Source organism: Kitasatospora sp. NPDC091335 (assembly GCF_044757205.1).
Classification (GTDB): domain Bacteria; phylum Actinomycetota; class Actinomycetes; order Streptomycetales; family Streptomycetaceae; genus Kitasatospora.
Genome location: NZ_JBIVUM010000027.1, coordinates 32573 through 52430, shown reverse-complemented (window position 1 = coordinate 52430; position 19858 = coordinate 32573). Strand labels below are relative to the sequence as shown.

Here is a 19858-nt window from a genome sequence, read left to right as displayed (position 1 = left end):
CTCCAGGTGAACGCGGGTGCGCTACTCGGCTACTGCGATCCTCTCGTCAGCGCGAAGCGGCTGAACCCGCCTTCGACTCCCCAGCGGGCGATGAAGGGAGACGCCACGGCCAGCAGGGAGAGGGGTGCGCCGACAGCGCTTGGAAGGCTGAGCTGGGAGACTGCCCACGCGAGCCCCAACGACAGGAGCCAGGCTCCGAGGAACCAGACGCGCTCCCAGTCCCGTGCGGGCCGTCCCTGCGCGAGCTTGTCCTCGGGAAGCAGGGCCACGTACTTTCCGGCCGCGTAGTTCTCGGAGATGGTCACGACCATGACCGCCAACTCGCGCAGCGCGCTCTCGGGGTCCTGGTCCAGCTTGGCCTCCGCCTGCCGCAGCGAGCCGATCACACGAGCCGCGTGCGCGCGGATCTCCTTCCGGCGCGGTGAGAAGAGCCGAGTATGCCGAGTGGTTCGATGTGCCCGCCGCAACCCTCGTTCGACGCCGGCGCACTGGTAACTGATCCAGCGCAGGTACGTGACTCGCTCGATGGGAGAGACGCTGAAGGCATGTCCGCAGGAGGTGACCACGAGACTGGCCCAGCGGATCAGCTCGTAGCGTTCGACATCAGCAAGGTCGTTGTAGGCCCTGCTGAGCGGCCGGAACAGCCTGACGGTGATGGCGACGACGACGACGCCTCCACCCCACAGGGCTGCGAGCCGCAGGACTGCCTGGAGCGCGGGCACACCAGCGGACGGATGGTCCTTGATGGTGGCCACGAGAGGCACCACCATCCCGGCCAGGTACGCAAGCCGCATAGCCCAGACCCACAGGGAGTGCGGGAGCCGCGCCCGCCAGAACGCCCGCAACGCCTCAGCAGTTCGGGAGAGGTCCGCCTCCTCAGCGCCCATCGACTGCAAGGCAGCCTCGAGGCCAGCGGCTTCGGCTTGTATCTCCCGCGCGGATCGAACAACGACGATCGCCATGGCCCCCCTCAGAACGCATCGGTGGCCAGAGCATGCCACGAAAGCTCGCTGGCTTCGTAGCGGATCACAGCATTCGAGGATGCGGGCCCGGCGAGGTTGCCAGCGACGACCGCCCTCGGAGCTGTGCACCCGCACGGATCACTCTGACAGCACTGCCTTCCAGGGTGGGTACCGTCTCAGGCGCGATGCTGGTCGATGGAGATGACCGAGCCTCCACGGGATGCGATGTGTTCGCGCAGGGCCTTGTTCTCGTGGTGCAGAGCGCCGATGACGGTAGCGGCGGCGTCGAGCTTGCGCTGCAGCTCGGTGATCTTCTGGGTCTTCTTGCACAGGTCGTCCTGCAGCTGGCTGATCTCGGAGTCGCGCCGGGCCTCTCCCACGGTGCGGCGGCCCTGCTGGGCGGTGTAGGTGTTCCACTCGTCCATGACTGCGGTGGCGCGGTTCATGGTCGCCCGGCTGACGCCGGCCTCGCGATACAGGTTCTCCTTGGTCATCTTCCCGTCGGTCACCCGCGGGCGCCCCTCGATGAGGCGGGCCATGGCCTCGCGCAGGGCCTTCTCGGTGGCCGGGGTCACCGGGGCGGTCACTGGGTGACCTTCGCGATGACCGCGTTGACCTCGTCCAGCTGCAGTTGCAGCGAGGCACGGCGGTCGGGGTGGATCTTGGGTGAGGCCATCTGTCGTTCCACGCTGCCCTTCTCCGCGGACCAGATTCCGATGTGGTGGAGTGTGACGATCGCGTTGCCGCACCGGCCGGGGCGGCACATGTCGTGCAGCGGTCCGGTGTGACCGACGGGGATCTTGGCGTTCTCGCGGCAGACCGCGCCGGCCGGGTCTCGGTCGTCGACGGTGCAGTGGTTGAGCTTGCCAAAGCGGATCGGTATCCGGGTCTTGCGAAGCAGGTCGTATTCGACGCGGCCGTCGCCCTGGCGGGCGTTGCCGGTGGACCTCATCTGCTCGGCGGCCTCCTCGACCGCCCGGAAGGCCGCTGTGACCCGTTCCGCGCCAGGGCCGAAGCCGATGGGCCGGCCCTGCTTGTACTCGTCGTAGAAGGCGCTCAGGCGCTCGAAGTGGACGTCCTCCAGGGCCGTGTCCAAGAGCTTGGCCCAGTCGGCGTCCGGGGCGGCGTATCCCTCAGTGAGCCGGTTGGACAAGGTCCGCTTGGCCGCGTGGTGGAGCTGGGTCCCCAGGGCGATCTCCCATCCCGGTTCGGTGCTGGTGAGCATCGACATGGTCTTGCGGAACTGGTGCGGGGATGCCGAACCGGGCGGGATGTGCAGACCGTGCGAGGCAGATCGCGTGTTGACGTACGCGACGAAGTTCTTGACCACTTCACCGCTGTCGAAGGCGTCGCCGTGCTCAGTGGCCAGGATCTTCCCGCCTCCCACACCCGTCGCGAAGATCAGATCGGGGTGCTGGGAGAGCTTCTCGGCAACCCGAATGGTCTCCGCGACGGGTTCGATGATCCACCAACGCTCCTTCGGGACGCTGGGGTTGAGCTTCTGAAGACGGGAGACGACCGCCGGTGTGCCGTAGTATTCAACAACCGAATTACGGGTAATTGCCCTGATTTCCGAGTCGCGCATCATGCTCAACGCGGCGATGAAGGTGAAGCAGGCACCGCGCAGTGCCGTCAGTTCCGCGGCCAAGGCCGTGGCGTCGAAGCCCTCGACCCAGGGACCTCGGCTGCCGTCGGCTCGGGTCACCTGGCACAAGGTGCCCTGGAGCCCGCCGGGGATGCCCCGCCCCTGGGCCACGGCCTCCTCCAGCTTCTCCCGGTGGGAAAGGAGCCGGTTCGCGTGCGCGGCTGTGACGCCAAGGGTCAGGGCGAGCTGGCGAAGGTTGGGCTGCCCTGCCCGCCGGGCAGTAGCGGCCGTGTGCACGGGGATGCGGTTGTCGGGATCGGCCAGGTAGCGGCGCAACCGCTCGTCGATCCCGCGGGCGGACGGCTGGGCTGCCTCGACCAGGAGCCGGTAGTTCTCGCGGGCGGCCAGGATGTCGGGTGCGAAGTCGTGGATGTAGGCCCAGGACGCGCGGACCAGCGCGAACCAGACTTCCGGTCGGATGTTCTTCGTCGTGAGTCCCTCGGGGGTGTACTCGGCGACCTCGTTCACCGTCTGCCCGGGCCAGGGGTCGGCCGGCAGGCCCCCACCAGTCAGCAACCCGTGGAGCGTGACCAGACGGCGCAGGTGGCGGACGTCTAGGACGAGGGCGCTCGCCTCGACCTGCCCTCTGCGGAACGTCAGGAAAGCCCGGATACGGCTGAGCTCCCAGCCGCTGATGTCGCTGGACATTCCCTGACTTTGCGCCCATGTCGCCAACAAGCGCAGTGTGCTGATCTGGGCGTAGACGGTCAGCGGACTGTACGGCCTGCGTGCGACGTTGATGCCGCGCTCCAGCACGGCGGGATGCTGCGGGTTGAGCATGGCCATCGCGACTTCTCGTCCCCGCAGGTTCCACACAGGGTCATGGTTCGGCAGCGGGACAACCCAGGCAGCGGCTGCCATGTTCGCGGCCCTGGGGGTCGCGATCATCGGCCAGCGGGAGGTGTCGCCGAACACGGGCACCGGCACGCCGGCGGTCAGCGGGTGGGACTGCAGGACCGGCTCGTCCGCGGCGAAGATCGCGCTCGCCAGGGGCGCCGGGGAAGCCGAGGATGCGGGCAGGGCGGTGGTCATCGGTCGAACTCCGTGTACGCGGCAAGAGGGATCTGCAAGGTGGTGCCGTCGGCGGCGATCTGCTGGCGGGCCGCCTGTTTCTCGGCAGGACTGCGCTCGGCGAGCACAGCGGACAAGTTGGTGTGGCGCTGGCCCCAGTTCAGGGCGAAGTGCTCCGGGGACAGCCGGTCGCGCAGACCGTCCAGGAAGTCGCTGTACAGCAGCAGCTGGGGGAGGTTGGAGGGCAGGATGAAGGCGTTGCCGCATTCCAGGCACCTCAGCGGTGCGACCGGGCATAGGTCGCCCTCCTTCTTCGCGTACGGGGACTGCCGCGGGTTGCGGCACCCGCTCACCCCCATGTCGAGGTAGCCGTCGCGGAGCTGACCGGCCTGTTCCGCGGTCAGGTCCAGCGCCTCCAGGCTCTCGGGGGAGGAAAGCCCTTCGAGGGCCTGCTCGTCGACCAGGACGGGCCCTTGCAGGGCCCGGTCCAGCCACTTGCCCTGCGCGCGGCTCACCACGGCTCCGGACAGGGTCCGCAGAGTCGTGCCGTGGGCGTAGTGGCCCAGGAACGTGGCCACGCTGTGGTCGTCGGCGGCTGCGGCGACAGAGCCGCGACGGGCGATGACCTTCTCCACCTTGGTGCTCTTGCGGATGCGGCGGATCTCGTGGGGCTCTGCGATGTCCAGGCCGTGTCGCCGAATCCAGTCACCGAAACCCACCTTCACGCGAGCTGTGGAGAAGCTCGCCACCCGGATGTCACGTGTGGACTTGGCCACGACGGCATGCAGGAACAGGCGGTCGCTGTCGGCGGGACCGGCCAGCGGCCGGGCCTTCTCGGTGGCCGCGATTAGTCGTCGGATGATGTAGGCCACGTTGAGGGAGCGTCCTTCGGGATGGATCACGTCCTGCGCTGTAGAGAATTCGCGGTACCGGACCTCCTTGCCCCGCAGCTTCGTGAGCTGGAGCCGCACGCCGTTGGGGGTGAACTCGATGCCGGACAGACACAGCGTGCTGATCTCCTCCGGGGCGTGGCCGGTGGCACAGGCCAGAAGCACCCGGAACGCCTGCAGGTCGAACGAGTTGGGGTAGAGCAAGGACGCCATGGCCTTCGCCAGGGTGAAGGCAGCAGGGCTGCCCGGTCCGTACGGCTCGCCGGTCACCGCGAGCATGTCCGCGAGCATCGCGTGTGGCTCTGCCGACCAGTGCTCCATGTGCGGGGGTATCTGCTCCAGGAACTGGGACATGGTGATCTCGCCGCGCTCCAGGGCCCACAGGACATTGCCGGGGTCCAGCCATCCGTACTTCTCGGGATGGCCCTGGGCCTGCCCGATGAGGGCTTGGCCGTGCGCCAGCCGCTTCTCCAGGGCGCGCAGATGCGCCCAGCCCGCCCGAGCCAGGATCCGCTTCTGCGCCAACGGGAACTCGTCCAACTCGGACGACTGTCCCAGCGGCACCGTGTGTCGGGCGCTGAGGAGTGCGAGGAGCCCCGGCTCAAGCGTGGCGCCCTCGCGCTCGCTGCGGCTGCGGATCAGCCGGTGAAGGGCATAGACATAGTTGGCGGGCGTCACCGAGCCGACCGGATACGACGCCGGCAGGCTCCTGCCGAAGTCGCCCACGAGCGGGGCGAGAGCTGGTTCCGCGCGGCCCAGCGACGCGTCCTGCGGGCGATCGGTGCTCTTGCCCACGTGCTCGGCGAACAGCTTCAGCGCCCTGGTGTACATGTCCACGTTGCCGCTGGTCCAGCGGTGCAGTTCGGCTTGCCGGACCAACTCGTCGGCCAGTTCGCCGACAAGCCTCGAGCAGCGGAAGTCCCCGGGGTTGATCGTTCTCTCAACCATCCTGGTCGACGCCGCCAGCCTGATCGTGAGTGTCCGGGGCCCGATGCGGTCCAGAGCCGGGGCGGACGGCGGGACGGCCACAGCAGGGGTGTAGTCACCGCGCAGGGGCATGGGATGCCTCCAGACCCAGGGTCATGGCCTTGGCGGCGATCTCGGTGTAGGTGGCCCCGTCGTGCTGGGTCCACTGCCGGAAGGCGTCATCGACGTATTTCATCGGATCGTCCATGTAGCGCACGTAGTGATATGTACTGGAAAGGTGCTTATGCCCGAGTCGCTTCTGGACGAGGGTGATCGCGGCGAGGTCGAGGATGTCGATGGGAGAGATCGCGGCGCCGGCCTCCAGCTCCCGCCGCTGCTCGAACTGGCGGAACTTCAAGTGCCGCAGCAGCTGCAGGGCGAACGTGTGGCGAGCGTCGTGGAAGCGCCAAACCTTGCGCGGCAACTGCGGGGCGGACGGGTGGCCGGCGTGCTCGGTCATGCGGGTCCAGGCGTCCTTGCGGATCGCGTCCCAGGACGAGGGGCCGATCATCAGCCCGCCGTGCCCGATGAAGATGGCCATCGCCTCCAGGCCGCCGCCGTCGCGCTCGAAGACCGTGACGCGGCGCATCTCCGGGTCCATGGCCTGCATCACGAATACTCGGCGCCGCCCCTGGTAGGTGCCGGTCAGCTTGCCTGTCGAGTGGTCGATGTCGGTGACGACGAACAGGTCCCGGGCCCTGCGGGCCAGGGAGCGGGCGGACGTGTCGGCGATCTCGTCCCGTTCCAGCATGAAGAAGTTCGACAGCATCGCCCGAGCCGCGACCGGGGCGTACACCACGCGGTGCATCCCGTACTTCGCGCAGGCTTGCAGGTCGAACTCGGTGGACCCCGTTGGTCGGTAGCCGTCGAAGAAGCCGAGTTCGGGCAGCAGCGTGGTCGACCACTCTTGCTTGCGCATGCCGGTCAGCAGCGCCAGTTCGAGACCGGCCCGGCTGCGGTGCGGGTACCAGCCCCGGAAGCCCAGGTTCAAAGTCGCGTCGGGCAACTGGCCACCGAGTCCCACGTCCCGGAAGTACAGGTACTGGTCGGGAGCGAAGTGACGGATGTCCATCCCCCGGGTGATCCCGGAGGCGAGAGGGTTGCGGCCGTCGCCGTCGAGGCGCACGGGCCGCCGCTTGACGTGGCCGTTGTCGAGAAGCCAGCCGTACAGCCGGTCGATCACTCCTGCGTCGCGATCCCAGGTGCCGTCATCGATCGGCTCCTCCTGCAGCTCAGTCCGAGACCGGCGGAAGGCGGTCAAGTCGGCCTCGGTAGCCAAGAGCACACTGGTCCCCCGCTGTTCCAGGAAGTGAACGAGGCTCCGAATCAGGTAGGCGTACTGGCGCATCGTCTTCCGGTCGCGATGGCGCATCGAGAGGTGCCGAAACCAGCCCGACAGGTACTCGATCGGGCGCATCTGAGCGTCGAGGAACAGAGGCGTGCCGTCCTTGATCACTCCCTCTTCAAGGATCGCGCGCACCTCGGCCGCTGAAGGCCCGACGCCTGGGTGCCATCGATCGAGCAAGTCGGGCTTGATGTAGTGAAGTTCCACTCAGATCCCCTTGAGACAGTTCGATCCATAAGAGATAGCACTCCAGTTCGATCCAGCCCGACTGCCCAACCTTTCGAGCTGAGACAGTTCTGAACCATCCGCAGAAGTCGTGGAGTGGTGCGGGGCGCAGTAGGGCGCGGTGTCGATCAGCGGACGCCCGACCGGGAGCAGGCCCGCCACCGAGTGGACGGCGGTGACCTCCAGCGCCTCCTGCTGGGTCAGCGGCGGGAGCAGCGAGGGCAGGCGCTCCGCCAGCATCGTCTTGCCCGCGCCCGGAGGCCCCTTCAGATAGAGGTGGTGTCCGCCGGCGGCGGCGATCTCCAGGGCTCGCCGGGCCTCGTACTGGCCGGCCACGTCGGCCATGTCCAGTCGACCCGCCTTGTCGTCGGACAGGCCCCGCACGCTAGCGCTGGGCAGCATCAGCCCGGCCATCAGCGGATCGGGCCGGCCCGCGATCGGATCGGGCGGCTCCTCCGGTGCCGTCGCCCCGGTCAGGATGGCGACGAGTTGGCGCAGGCTGCGGACACCGATCACCGTCGTCCCGGGAACGAGCGAGGCCTCGGGCGCCGTCTGCTCGGCGACCACGACCCGCTCGTACCCGGCGTCGGCGGCGGCCAGCACCGACGGCAGCACCCCTCGGACCGGCCGCACCCGGCCGTCCAGCCCCAGCTCGCCGATGATCAGCAGGTCGGCGATGGCGGAGGGGTCGAGCCGCTCGGCGGCGGCCAGCACGGCGCAGGCCACCGCGAGGTCGAAGCCACTGCCGCTCTTGGGCACCGAGGCGGGGCTGAGGCCGACCGTCAGCTTGCGCTGCGGCCAGGCCTCGCCGCTGTTGACGACCGCGGCACGGACCCGGTCACGGGCTTCGGTGAGCGCCTTGTCGGGCAGGCCGACCAGGGTGAACGCGGCCACTCCGGGCTCCAGATCGGCCTGGACCTCGACGATCACTCCGTCCACGCCGACCAGCGCGACGGAACAGGTACGGGCGAAGGCCATCTCAGACCACCCCCCGCAGGTGGTCGACCAGGGCCGCACCCCGCGCCCGGTTGACCACCGCGACCAGGTCGATTCGGACCCCGCCCGGTGGGGCGGGAGGCCAGTGCGGATCGGTGGGCCCGGGGTCGTAGTCCGGCCCGGCCAACTCGGCGAAGTGACCGGGCCAGCGCTCGGCCATCCAGCGCTCGGCGAGGCGTTGCAGCCTGGCGGCCTTGGCCCGGTCGATGGCCTCGGTGGGCTGCTGGAACCCCCGCTCGGAGCGGGTCTTCACCTCGCAGACCGCCACGGTGTCGCCGTCGAGGGCGACGATGTCCAGCTCGCCCTCGACGCAGCGCCAGTTGCGGTCCAGGATGCGGAGCCCGGCCTCCGCGAGACGGCGGGCGGCGACCCGCTCCCCGTAGCGGCCGAGGCCGTTCCTGGTGCTGCGCTCCGCGACCGCCCGCGGAGCCTTGCCTGCGTCGACCGTGTCCGGTACGGCCTGGTCCTGCACGATGGTGTGCTGCATGGTGACCACCTCCGCCGAGGAGGCTGCACCAACACGCACGAGGAGGCCCGGGAATTCTCATCCCCTGTGGATAACTCGGACCTGTGGATAACTTTTGTCACCCGCAGGAGTGAGAAGCCCCCGTCCCGCGAAATTCGGCTGGACAACGCGGGACAACATCGTCCAACGTCAGCTCCCGAAGCCGGACTCGTCCGAGGGCAGCTCCAGGTCGCTCTTCGCGAGTTCCTCGATGTTCACGTCCTTGAAGGTCAGCACCCGGACCTTGCGGACGAACCGGGCCGGCCGGTACATGTCCCAGACCCACGCATCCGCCATCGACACCTCGAAGAACACCTCGCCCTGGACCGAGTGCACCTGCAACTCGTAGTCGTTGGTGAGGTAGAACCGTCGTTCGGTCTCGATCACGTACTTGAACAGGCCGACGACGTCCCGGTACTCCCGGTAGAGCTTGAGCTCCATCTCGGTCTCGTACTTCTCGAGATCTTCGGCACTCATCCAGGCGTCCCCTCAATTTGTCAGTCCACCCATTGTGGACCACCGCACCCACGGTCAGAGCCGCACCGGATGCACCGGCGGGCCCTCGACCAGCAGCCGTTCCAGGAAGTCCGCCAAACCGGCCGGGTAGACCGTCTCGGCCGTCCCCCTCAGTTCCTCGACCGTCCACCAGCGCGCCGCGAGCAGCTGGGCGTGCTCGTCCGCGCCCGTTCCCCAGTGGTCCAGCCCCGTCTCCGTGGTCCGGGCCAGGTGGAACCACTGCTCCTGCTCGTAGCGCTGTCCCTGGAAGGAGAACGACACCGTGCCGTACGCCACCAAGGGCCCCAGGTCCACTCCCCGCAAGCCGGTCTCCTCGGCGAGTTCCCGCTCCGCGGCCTCGCGCACACCCTCCCCCGCCTCCAAGCCGCCCCCTGGCGTGAACCACCACGTCTCCCCCGGGGTGGCCGGGTCGGCCCCCAAGAAGAGGAGGATGCGGTCCAGCCCGTCCAGCAGCAGGATCCGCGCCGCCCTGCGACGCCGTGCTGTCATGGCGGCGCTCCACGCTCCTTCCGTTCGCATCGGTGGCGCTACCGATCCTGCCACCCGACGTGGTCGCCCGGGGCGATGTTCGGCAGAGCGGCCCTCCCGGCGGCGGTCCCGCTCAGGAGCTGCGCCCCCGGAGCCGGCGGGCCAGGCCCGCCACCCCGCCCGCCGCCGAGGTCACCACGATCAACGCCGCGCCCGCCACGGTGGCGTAGGCGGCCGGCTCCAGCGGACCGGGCCGCGAGGCCTTCGGGCCCGCGAAGCCGTCGAAGTCCGTGACCCGGTCGAGCAGGCCCGTCCGGCCGAGGGGCAGCAGGGTGGCCTCGACCCTGGCCTCGACGGCGTCGGCCGGGACGGTCCCGCCGTCGACCTCCAGGTGGGTGCGGGAGTCGAGCGAGCCCACCCGGTTGTCACCCAGCAGGAACAGCCGGCCCTGCGGCACCGTCACGCTGAACGACTCGCCCTGGCGGCCCCGCGTCGCGAGGTAGGGCTCGTCCACCGGCTGCCCGTTGACCGTCAGCCGGTGCTCGTTCCCCGTGGTGGTGGCGACGGTGTCCCCGCCGACCGCGACCACCCGCTTGACCATCAGCTCACCGCCCCAGGCCTGGTCCCGGAAGACGACCACGTCACCCCGCCCGATGTCGCCGCCGCCGGCCTTGCGGGCGAGCACGGTGTCCCCGGTGCGCAGCGTCGGGTGCATCGAGGCGGTGGGGATCTTGTACGGCCGGTAGTCGATGGCGATGAGGGCGAAGCCGCCGATCATCAGCACCAGCCCGAGCGCCAGCGCGACGCCCTGCACCACCGCGGCGGGCCGGCGGCCCGCCGGGGCGGGCACGCTCGGGTGGTCGGCCGTCTGTTCCACGACACTGCTCATCGACACCGTCCACCTCTGGCCGACCGGAGAACACCACTGGCACGCCGGAGGCACGGGCGGAGAAGCCGACGGGCCGTGGCACGTCCGAGCAGATTACTCGTCGGTACCACGGCCCGCGCAAGAGCCGGAGCCAACCCGGTGGAACCCTGTCCGGTGGAACTCAGGACTCCTTCCGGCGCTCCACCCGGACCCGCACCCGGCGCACCAGTGGAAGCAGGGCGACGGCCCCCACCGCACCGGCCACGGGCGGCGCCATCGGCGCGGCCGCCGCCAGGCCCTTCTGGTCGAAGGTGTCCGGCACCGGCAGCGTCGACCAGTTGCCGATCGGCCAGGCCACCACGAAGGCGCGCCCGATCACGTTGTCCACCGGGACGGTGCCGCCGCCGGGCTGGTCCATGTGGAAGCGGGAGTCCAGCGAGTTGGCTCGGTGGTCGCCCATCACCCAGATCCGGTCCTTGGGCACCTTGACCGGTCCGAAGGGGTGGTCACCGCAGGGGGTGTTGCCCTGGTAGACGTACGGCTCGTTGAGCGCGACGCCATTGACCTTGACCGGGCCGTCGCCCTCGCACTCGACGGTGTCCCCGCCGACCGCGATGACCCGCTTGATCAGGTCCTTCTCGTTGGCGGAGGGCATCAGACCGACGAAGCTGAGCACGTCCTGCACGCCGCGGACGAAGGCGTTGCTGCTCTGCTGGGTCGGCTCGTCGTTCAGCCAGCCGCCCGGGTCGTGGAACACCACGACCTCGCCGCGCTCGGGCTCGGCCCCGAACCACGGGGTCAGCTTGTCCACCAGGACGCGGTCGCCGACCTGCAACGTGTTCTGCATCGACTCCGACGGAATGGAGAACGCCTGGACGAAGAAGGTCTTGATCACCAGGGCGAGGATCAGCGCGATGCCGACCAGGATCGGCAGTTCCTTCCAGAACGAGCGCTGCTTGCGCGGCTTGGGAGAGGCCTCCGATTCCGCCCCGTCCGCGGGCTCGGCCTCCGCGTGCGGGGAGTCCGGGGAGTCCTCCGGTCCGGTGCCGCCCTGCCCGTCAGTGCTCTGGGCCGCCGTCTCCTCGGCCGAGGCCGAGGGCGATGCGGACTCGGCGGACCGGTCCGCCCGATGGCCTGAGCCCTCGGGCTCCCCGGCGCCCGAACGGGCGCCGATCACCAAATCCCCCACAACGTCTCCTCCCTGCTGTGCGGACGCCCGCGCGCCCGCGTTCAGAGTGCCGCACAGCGGGCACCACGCTCACCACGACCATGAACGCCTCAGGGCTGCCCATCGCGGACGCTCCTGACACCAGCACAGCCTCGGCCCGCGGCCGGAACCGCTCCAGGCCGCACCTGCACTTCTCTATCACTCCAAGACATCCGGCTCGCGGTCTCACACGCGAGGCCAGGCCGGTCGGCGGCCTGCGAGGCTCACTCCGGAGGCCGCCCCGACCGGCGAACGACGAGCGGAAGGATGCCCAACACACCCATAACGAGCGGAGGTTCCACAGGAACCGGCCCAACGCCCACCGATCCCGCGGCAGTTCCGCCGGCCTGCGGCGTCCGGGCGAGAGAGGAGAGTGAACTCGGCGCATCGAGTTGATGGAACCGGTCCAGCGGCCAGACGATCACGAACGCGCGACCGACCACGCCGCTCAGCGGGATCGTCCCCTCTCCCGGGTTGCCCATGTGGAAACGGGAGTCGGCGGAGACGTCCCGGTGGTCCCCCATGACCCACAGCCGCCCCTGCGGCACCTCCACCTTGAAGGTCTGCCGGGACGGCGGGTTGCCGGGCGCCACGTAGGACTCGTCCACCGGACGGCCGTTGACGCTGAGGCGCCCCTGCGCGTCGCAGCACTCGACGGTGTCCCCGCCGACGCCGACCACCCGCTTGATCAGGTCCTGTTCGTCGTCGGAGGGCAGCATCCCGACGAAGGTCAGCACCTGCTTGGCCGCGCCCAGCACCGGGCCGTCGTCGGAGGGCTTGCGATCGTGCTCCAGCCAGCCGCCCGGGTCCTTGAACACCACGACATCGCCGCGCTGCGGCTCACTGCCGAACCAGGGGGTCAGTTTGTCCACCAGTACCCGGTCCCCGATCCGGATGGTCTGCTCCATCGAGCCCGAGGGGATCACGAACACCTGGAGCAGGAAGGTCTTCATCACCAGCGCCACCAGCAGGGCCACCAGGATGATCATCGGTACCTCGCGCACCAGCGAGCGCTTGCGCCGACGGGCCGCCCTGCGGGCACTGCGCCGGCGCTCGGCCCGGCCGCGCACCGGCGGGCCCCCGGCCGGTCCGTCGGCAGCCGGTCCGCCGCCGGCCAGTCCACTGGCAAAAGGTCCGTCGGCAACAGATCCGTCGGCGGCCGGACGGCCCCCATCCGGCCGATCCGCATCCGGGCGGTCCGCCGTCGGCCGGTCCGCGCTCGGCCGGTCGGCGAGCCGTCCCCTACCCCTGGTCCCCATGCCCACCCGTCCTCGCGGTCCCGGCGAAGGCCGCGGGCCGGTCCAGGCCGGTCCAGCGCGAGAACGGGTAGACCACCCAGTCCGCCCGGCCGATCACCTTCTTCTCCGGCACGAAGCCGCCGCCGGGCTCACCGAGGTGGTCGCGGGAGTCCCGGGAGGCTCCGCGGTGATCGCCCATCACCCACAGCTCGCCGGTCGGCACGACCACGTCGAAGGCCACGCTCGACGGGTCGTCGCCCGGGGCCAGGTAGGAGGTCTCGTCGATCGGCACACCGTTGACGGTGATCGGCGCGCCCGGTCCGGTGCTGGTCACCCGGTCCCCGCCGACGCCGATCACCCGCTTGACGTAGACGGTGTCCCCTGCCGGGGCCAGTCCGAGATCCTGGGCGAACGAGCGCAGACCGTCCAGGAAGCTCGACGGCTTCGCCGGCTCCGGGAGGAAGGAGCCCGTCCCGTCGAAGACCACGACGTCACCCCGCTGGGGGTGGCCGCCGAAGGCGTAGGCGAGCTGGTTCGCGATCAGCCGGTCGCCCGGACGCAGGGTCTCCTCCATCGACCCGGAGGGCACCGCGAACGGGCGCGCGACGAAGGCGTTCACCAGCAGCAGGGCCGTCAGGCAGATTCCGACCAACAGCAGCAGGTCCCGAGAGCGCGAGGGCCCTGGCTCCTCGTCCTGCTCCTCCTGAGCCTCCCGCTCGTCCTGATCCCCGTGCTGGTCCTCGGCCCCGTCCCGGTCGTCCCGGTCGTCCCGGTCGTCACCGCCATCGCCGTCACCGCGATCGTCACCGTCACCGGTATCGCCGCCATCACGACGGTCCACGCCGTCGCGGTCCGAGCCGGCGGCCCCCGCCGCGGTGTCTCCGACGGCCTCACCGGCACCGGCCCGGGAGACAACACCGGACCCGCCCCCGGAAACGACCGCGAACCGCGACAGCGAGTCCGCACCGGTGGGTGCGGGACTGCCGTCGCGGTCCGCGGGTGGTTCGTGCGTGCTCATCGGGGGGTGAGCATACCTTGCGGCCGTTCGGCCCCCTCAGAGCGTTCCGATCCCCCGGCGAGGCCGGGAGCCGGTGGATCAGCGGTCGCGCTTCTCCTTGATCTTCGCGGCCTTGCCGCGGAGGTCACGCAGGTAGTACAGCTTGGCGCGGCGAACCGCACCGCGGGTCACGACCTCGATCTTCTCGACGACCGGGGTGTGCACCGGGAAGGTGCGCTCCACGCCGACGTTGAAGCTGACCTTGCGAACGGTGAAGGTCTCACCGACGCCGGCGCCGTGGCGGCGGATGACGACGCCCTGGAAGACCTGGACACGGGAGCGGTTGCCCTCGATGACCCGGACGTGAACCTTCAGGGTGTCACCGGCGCGGAAGGCCGGAATGTCGCTACGCAGCGAGGCCGCGTCGACAGCAGCGAGCTTGTTGCTCATGTTGCTCTCCATCGCAGGCGCCACGGGCCGCCCACGGAAAATAGTCACGATGGGGTCTGTTGCGGGCCGCATCGGCTGACGACGATCCCCCCGTGGCGAGGGCGCCGGTCCACGTGCCCCCTACGGAAGGGAACCAGCGACAGACAACAGCGGCCTATTCTTCCACACCACCGGCCACGGACCGAAATCGGCCGAGCTGCTCGTCCCAGGCCAGGCCGAGGATGCTCAGCGCCTCCCGCTCCTTCTTGTCGAAGGCGCCGTACTGCCAGCGTTCGACCAGGTCGGGCCGGTTCGCCAGGGTCCGGGCGAAGGCCTGCTCCCGCCGCCAGCGGGCGATCTTGCCGTGGTTGCCGCTGAGCAGCACGTCCGGCACCACCCGGCCGCGCCACTCGGCGGGCTTGGTGTAGACCGGGCCCTCCAACAGGTCGGCCATGGCTCCCGGTGCGAAGGAGTCGTCGCGGTGGGACTCGGCGTTGCCGAGCACCCCGGGCAGCAGCCGGGCGATCGCCTCGACCATCACCAGCACGGCGACCTCGCCGCCGGCCAGCACGTAGTCGCCGATCGAGACCTCGACCACCGGCATCCGGGTGGCCGCCTCCTCGATCACCCGCCGGTCGATGCCCTCGTACCGCGCGGGGGTGAAGGCCAGCCAGGGGCGTCCGGCCAGCTCCTGGGCGAGTTCCTGGGTGAACGGGCGCCCGCTCGGGGTCGGCACGACCAGGGTGGGCACCTCGCCCTCGGGCCCGCCGGCGACCACCGCGTCCAGCGCCTCGCCCCACGGCTCGGGCTTCATCACCATGCCGGGGCCGCCGCCGTACGGGCTGTCGTCCACGGTGCGGTGCACGTCGTGGGTCCACCCGCGCAGGTCGTGGACGTGCACGTCCAGCTGGCCGCGGGCGCGGGCCTTGCCGACCAGCGAGATGTCCAGCGGCTCCAGGTACTCGGGGAAGATCGTGACGACGTCGATCCGCATGCCGATCTGCACGCCACGCGGCACAGCGTCACCGACCGCCTCGGCGGCCACCTCGACGCTCTCCTCGGCAGTCACCTCGACGGACCCACCGGCACCCGCCTCGACGGGCCCACCGGCACTCGCCTCGACGCCCGCTCCGACAGCCACCTCGGCGGTCACTCCGACTCCTCCGAACCATCGGCGCCCTCGGCCGAGGACGTCCCGGCGACCTCGGCCTGCTCCAGGTCGATCAGCCCGGGCGGCGGGGTGATCACGGCGCGCTGGTTCTCCAGGTCGATGGTCGGCACGATCTGGGTGACGAAGGGCACCAGCACGTCCGTCCCGTCGGCCGTCCTGACCGTGAGCAGGTCCTGGTAGGGCAGGTGGACGACCTCGGTCAGCTCGCCGACCGGGGTGCCGTCGAGCAGCACCACGTCCAGGCCGATCAGCTGGTGGTCGTAGTACTCCTCCGGATCCTCGGGGCTCTCCTCCGGGTCGACCTCGGAGATGAGCACGGTGCCCCGGAGGGCCTCGGCCGCGTTGCGGTCCTTGACACCGGCGAAGCGCAGCAGCAGCCGGCCGCTGTGCACCCGGCCGGACTCGACGGTCAACGGCCCTGCCGACGCGGGGTCGGTGAGCACGACGGCACCCGGGCCGAGCCGGAGTTCCGGCTCGTCGGTGCGGACCTCGACACTGACGTCCCCCCTGATGCCGTGGGCACGGCCGATCCTGCCGACGACGAGCTGCACGGTGATCGTTCTCCTGGAGTTCCTGAGCCGAAACGAAAAGCGACGGGCTGCGAAGCGATGATGCGACGGAAATACGGATGGAAATGCGAAAAGGCCGACCGGGACGACATGCGTCCCGGTCGGCCTCACAAGCCCTGACGGCTGAACGAGCAGCAGCGTCAGCGAATGTTGTCCACGTCGACCAGGTCGACCCGGACGTTGCGACCGCCGAGGGCGCCGACCACGGTGCGCAGAGCGCGCGCCGTACGGCCACCCCGGCCGATCACCTTGCCGAGGTCATCGGGGTGCACTCGCACCTCGATGGTGTTACCCCGACGCAGGTTGCGCGAGCGCACCTGCACGTCGTCGGGGTGCTCGACGATGCCCTTCACCAGGTGGTCGAGGGCGTCCTCGATCACGATCAGGCCTCGGCGGCGGCGTCGGCCTCAGCCTCGGCCTTGTCCGACTTCTTGGCCTTCGGGGTGATGGCGACGCCGGTGGTGGCGTCCTCGAAGCCGGCGACGGCCTTCGCGAACAGGTGCGAGAAGTCCTCGACCTTGGGCTCCGCGACCTTCAGCGGCTCCGGGGCCGGCAGGCCCTTGAACTTCTGCCAGTCGCCGGTCAGCTTGAGGATGGCGAGCACCGGCTCGGTCGGCTGGGCGCCGACGGACAGCCAGTACTGGGCGCGGTCGCCGTCGACCTCGATCTTCGAGGGGTTGTAGGTCGGCTGGTAGATGCCGATCTCCTCGATCGCGCGACCGTCACGCTTGGTGCGGGCGTCGGCGACGACGATGCGGTAGTGCGGGGCGCGAATCTTGCCGAGACGCTTGAGCTTGATCTTGACTGCCACGGGAGTGGATTCTCCTGGTGTTGACGTGGGTGAGCGGGCTGGCCACCGCGTGGGGTTGCGGGGCTGACCACTCAAGGGACACGCCAGCCGTAGGAGAGAGGGGTCCTGCTCGGCTGCCGAGTACTCAGCTGTCCATTCTGCCACATGGCCGGGAACCGCCTGTACGCGAGCCCTTGACCAGGCGGCCCGCCAAGCGACCGACCGGGTGGCCGGCCACGCGACCGGCCGGCCGGCTGACCACACGGTCACGCGGCTTCCCTGACCCCGGAAGCCGAACCCCGTGGACGCCGGCGGTTCCGTCGAGGGCCGACCGGGAGCCCCCGCTCCCGGTCCGACCCAAAGACTCACCGCCGTTCCGCGGTACGCGTCCTGCCGCACGGCCGTCCCGCCGCGCGGCGCGCACCGCTCGTGTACCCGCGTACCTGCCTCGTGCACCTGCCGTACCTCGTGGTCCGGCCGGGCCGCTTCGCTCCGGCCCGCCCCGGCTCACTCCCGTTCACTCCGACCGGACCGCTGCCCGCACAGCAGCCCCGCCTGGACGTCGACCGACTAAGCGATCTTGAACGGCTGCTGGCACGCGCCGCAGACGATGGACGCCTGCGCGAGCACCGAGGGAACGACCCGGACGTTGCGTCCGCACCCGCAGACCGCCTTGACCCGCACACCGCCCCCGGAGGAGCCGTGCCGGGCGGCCGGGCCGCGGAAGGCGCGCGTAGCACCGTCGCCGGCCACCGCCTCCTGGTGCGCCCCGAGGGCACGGTCCAGGCGTTCGATGGTCTCGGTGTACCGCTCCTGCGTCTCCTTGAGCATGGTCACCTGGGAGAAGCCGCTGCTCGCGTGCGGCTCGACCGGGTGCGCCAGGCCGAGCTCGGAAGCGAGCATCAGGAAGCGCCGGTTGTGGTAGCGGCCCGCCCGCGAGGTGTCCCGGATGTCCCGGGCCGCGGCCAGACCGTGGGCAGCCTCGTGGAGGAGCCGCTCGAAACCGAGGCGGGTCCCGCAGGCTGAGGAGGACTCACCGATCAGCGCCTCGGGCGAGGCGAGGTCGGGAAGGTCCTGATGGAAGGCCTGGATGTCGCTCCAGGCGGCGGCCAGTTCGGCCGCGAGAACGAGGGGCTGTGTCGTGCTCACGCTAGACCAACGATGGAGTGCGAGCCGATGTTCCGCATGTTCTCGTTCCCGGGGAATTCACAGGGAACTCCCAGGAATGCGAGGCCGCGCGCGAATTGCGCGTTCCGGATCTGACGCAAGACCAACCCCCTGCCGGTTTCGGCCCGTAGCGACGCCGTGGGCCTGATGAATTCCGTCCGGGGGGCGGGCTGTCGCCACCCAGGACGTACGGCCCGTGAGCCTGCCGGATTGACAGGGCCACGGGCCGTACACCGTACCGCTATTCCGTTAATACCGGGAGTTGACCGGCCAGTAGGGATGTTGCCGCCGGGGCCCCGCCGGAACCGTTACCGGATTCCTACTCATCCGCATTCCGGGCAAATGTCGCCGCCTACGGTCATTACCCGCGGATGACCGACGTCCGGTGGACATCCGCGGGACATCCACCGAACACCGGACGGATGTCAGTACGCCCGGGCGACGAGCGCGACATTGCCTTCCTGGTCGTCCGTCTGCGGCACCGAACCGTCCGCCGCGACGATGCAGCGCACCGAGACGCCCTGCTCGGCCAGCTTGGCCTCGCCCTCCGCGCCGAGGTCGGCCCAGGAGATCCGGCCCCAGCCGGTCGCGGCGGCCTCGACGGCCTCGTCCATGGTCTTGACGTCGACCGTGCGGGACTCGCGGCGCTCGCGGGACTGGCGCAGCAGCAGCGCCTGGTCCTCCTCCAGGACACCCGGGAGCAGCGCGGCCAGGGCGTCGATGGAGACCGGCTCCTTGCCGCCCGGAATGCGGCGGGCCAGCATCGCGGTGCCGTTCTCGAGGTCGCGCGGGCCGACCTCGATCCGCAGCGGGACGCCCTTGAGCTCCCAGTCGACGGCGCGGCGGCCGAACGGGGTGTCGGTGCGGTCGTCGACCACGACCCGGATGCCGGCGGCCTCCAGCTGGGCGCCGATCTCGCGGACCTTGGCGATGACCGCGTCGTCACCCTTGATCGCGAGCACGACGGCCTGGACGGCGGCCAGGCGCGGGGGCACCCGCAGGCCGCTGTCGTCGCCGTGGGACATGATCAGGCCGCCGACCATGCGGGTCGAGACGCCCCAGGAGGTCTGCCAGACGTACTCGCGCTCGGCGCCCTGGAGCTGGTAGGTGGTGTTGAACGCCTTGGCGAAGTTCTGGCCCAGCTCGTGGCTGGTGCCCATCTGGAGCGCCTTGCCGTCGCACATCATGCCCTCGAGGGTGAGGGTGTTGATGGCGCCGGCGAAGCGCTCCTTGGCGGTCTTGCGGCCGAGCACGACGTCGATGCCGAGCACGTTGGTCATGAAGTCGCCGTAGACCTGGGTGTGGATCATCGACGCGTAGTCGCGGGCGTCCTCGTAGGTGGCGTGGGCGGTGTGGCCCTCCTGCCAGAGGAACTCGGTGGTACGCAGGAAGACGCGCGGGCGCAGCTCCCAACGGACCACGTTGGCCCACTGGTTGATCAGCAGGGGCAGGTCGCGGTGGCTCTGCACCCACTTCGAGAAGTACTCGTTGATGATCGTCTCGGAGGTCGGCCGGACGACGATCGGCTCGTCCAGCTGCTTGCCGCCGCCGTGGGTGACCACCGCGAGCTCGGGGGCGAAGCCCTCGACGTGCTCGGCCTCCTTGGTCAGGTAGGACTGCGGGATGAACATCGGGAAGTAGGCGTTCTGCGCGCCGGCCTTCTTGATCCGCGCGTCCATCTCCTGCTGCATCCGCTCCCACAGGCCGTAGCCGTACGGTCGGATGACCATGGTGCCGCGCACCGGACCGTTGTCGGCCAGCTCGGCCTTGTTGATGAGGTCCTGGTACCAGCGCGGGAAGTCTTCCGCCTGAGGGGTGAGAACGGGTGCCTTAGCCATGGGGCGAATGGTACGGGGAGCGACCCCCCGACTTCGAATCGGTATCACGCCCGGG

19 protein-coding genes and 1 pseudogene are annotated in these 19858 nt (G+C 70.0%); all 20 read right to left on the bottom strand.

Annotated elements, in window-relative coordinates:
- Nucleotides 1-29: 29 nt before the first annotated feature.
- The 20 genes and pseudogenes from ACIQOW_RS36665 to proS all read right to left on the bottom strand — a co-directional run bounded on the left by ACIQOW_RS36665 (nt 30) and on the right by proS (nt 19803).
- Nucleotides 30-962, bottom strand: a complete 933-nt coding sequence (locus ACIQOW_RS36665) for a hypothetical protein (protein ID WP_401092168.1) — start codon at nt 960-962, stop codon at nt 30-32.
- Between the two features lie 176 nt (nt 963-1138).
- Nucleotides 1139-1549, bottom strand: coding sequence for a hypothetical protein (locus ACIQOW_RS36660; protein WP_401092167.1), 411 nt, complete (start codon nt 1547-1549; stop codon nt 1139-1141).
- Nucleotides 1546-3639, bottom strand: a complete 2094-nt coding sequence (locus ACIQOW_RS36655) for an integrase (protein WP_401092166.1) — start codon at nt 3637-3639, stop codon at nt 1546-1548. The genes ACIQOW_RS36660 and ACIQOW_RS36655 overlap by 4 nt, the downstream gene beginning before the upstream one ends.
- Entirely contained in the window at nt 3636-5567 is a 1932-nt protein-coding gene (locus ACIQOW_RS36650) for a hypothetical protein (protein ID WP_401092165.1), read from the bottom strand. The genes ACIQOW_RS36655 and ACIQOW_RS36650 overlap by 4 nt, the downstream gene beginning before the upstream one ends.
- The gene (locus ACIQOW_RS36645; RefSeq protein ID WP_401092164.1) at nt 5551-7026 is read right to left on the bottom strand and encodes a hypothetical protein; all 1476 of its coding nucleotides are present in this window, start codon (nt 7024-7026) and stop codon (nt 5551-5553) included. Before ACIQOW_RS36645 ends, ACIQOW_RS36650 begins: the two co-directional genes overlap by 17 nt.
- Nucleotides 7027-7131: 105 nt before the next feature.
- Nucleotides 7132-8022, bottom strand: a pseudogene (locus ACIQOW_RS36640) (magnesium chelatase domain-containing protein); the annotation flags it as partial.
- A gap of 1 nt (nt 8023) precedes the next feature.
- The gene (locus tag ACIQOW_RS36635; RefSeq protein ID WP_401092163.1) at nt 8024-8527 is read right to left on the bottom strand and encodes a YraN family protein; all 504 of its coding nucleotides are present in this window, start codon (nt 8525-8527) and stop codon (nt 8024-8026) included.
- A gap of 168 nt (nt 8528-8695) precedes the next feature.
- Nucleotides 8696-9022: a DUF2469 domain-containing protein gene (locus ACIQOW_RS36630; RefSeq protein WP_188301739.1), complete on the bottom strand. Its 327-nt coding sequence runs from the start codon at nt 9020-9022 to the stop codon at nt 8696-8698.
- A 54-nt stretch (nt 9023-9076) separates the two neighbouring features.
- Complete coding sequence (locus ACIQOW_RS36625; RefSeq protein WP_401092162.1) at nt 9077-9550, bottom strand: NUDIX domain-containing protein; 474 nt, start codon at nt 9548-9550, stop codon at nt 9077-9079.
- A 112-nt stretch (nt 9551-9662) separates the two neighbouring features.
- Complete coding sequence (gene lepB, locus ACIQOW_RS36620; RefSeq protein ID WP_401092161.1) at nt 9663-10418, bottom strand: signal peptidase I; 756 nt, start codon at nt 10416-10418, stop codon at nt 9663-9665.
- A gap of 160 nt (nt 10419-10578) precedes the next feature.
- Nucleotides 10579-11586 (bottom strand): signal peptidase I, encoded by a 1008-nt coding sequence (gene lepB / locus ACIQOW_RS36615; protein ID WP_188301736.1) that lies wholly within the window; start codon nt 11584-11586, stop codon nt 10579-10581.
- Nucleotides 11587-11828: 242 nt separating this feature from the next.
- Nucleotides 11829-12674, bottom strand: a complete 846-nt coding sequence (gene lepB, locus ACIQOW_RS36610) for a signal peptidase I (protein WP_401092160.1) — start codon at nt 12672-12674, stop codon at nt 11829-11831.
- Nucleotides 12675-12846: 172 nt separating this feature from the next.
- Nucleotides 12847-13683, bottom strand: coding sequence for a signal peptidase I (lepB, locus tag ACIQOW_RS36605; RefSeq protein ID WP_401092159.1), 837 nt, complete (start codon nt 13681-13683; stop codon nt 12847-12849).
- A gap of 255 nt (nt 13684-13938) precedes the next feature.
- Nucleotides 13939-14289: a 50S ribosomal protein L19 gene (gene rplS, locus ACIQOW_RS36600; protein ID WP_063347674.1), complete on the bottom strand. Its 351-nt coding sequence runs from the start codon at nt 14287-14289 to the stop codon at nt 13939-13941.
- Between the two features lie 154 nt (nt 14290-14443).
- Nucleotides 14444-15262, bottom strand: coding sequence for a tRNA (guanosine(37)-N1)-methyltransferase TrmD (gene trmD, locus ACIQOW_RS36595; RefSeq protein ID WP_401092205.1), 819 nt, complete (start codon nt 15260-15262; stop codon nt 14444-14446).
- A 155-nt stretch (nt 15263-15417) separates the two neighbouring features.
- Nucleotides 15418-15990, bottom strand: a complete 573-nt coding sequence (gene rimM / locus ACIQOW_RS36590; protein ID WP_401092158.1) for a ribosome maturation factor RimM — start codon at nt 15988-15990, stop codon at nt 15418-15420.
- 158 nt (nt 15991-16148) lie between these two features.
- Nucleotides 16149-16388, bottom strand: a complete 240-nt coding sequence (locus ACIQOW_RS36585; protein WP_188301732.1) for an RNA-binding protein — start codon at nt 16386-16388, stop codon at nt 16149-16151.
- A gap of 2 nt (nt 16389-16390) precedes the next feature.
- A complete protein-coding gene (rpsP, locus tag ACIQOW_RS36580; RefSeq protein WP_188301731.1) occupies nt 16391-16819 on the bottom strand; it encodes a 30S ribosomal protein S16 in 429 nt (142 codons plus the stop codon).
- A 549-nt stretch (nt 16820-17368) separates the two neighbouring features.
- Nucleotides 17369-17947 (bottom strand): hypothetical protein, encoded by a 579-nt coding sequence (locus ACIQOW_RS36575; protein WP_188301730.1) that lies wholly within the window; start codon nt 17945-17947, stop codon nt 17369-17371.
- Between the two features lie 443 nt (nt 17948-18390).
- The gene (gene proS / locus ACIQOW_RS36570) at nt 18391-19803 is read right to left on the bottom strand and encodes a proline--tRNA ligase (RefSeq protein ID WP_401092157.1); all 1413 of its coding nucleotides are present in this window, start codon (nt 19801-19803) and stop codon (nt 18391-18393) included.
- Nucleotides 19804-19858 lie beyond the last annotated feature (55 nt).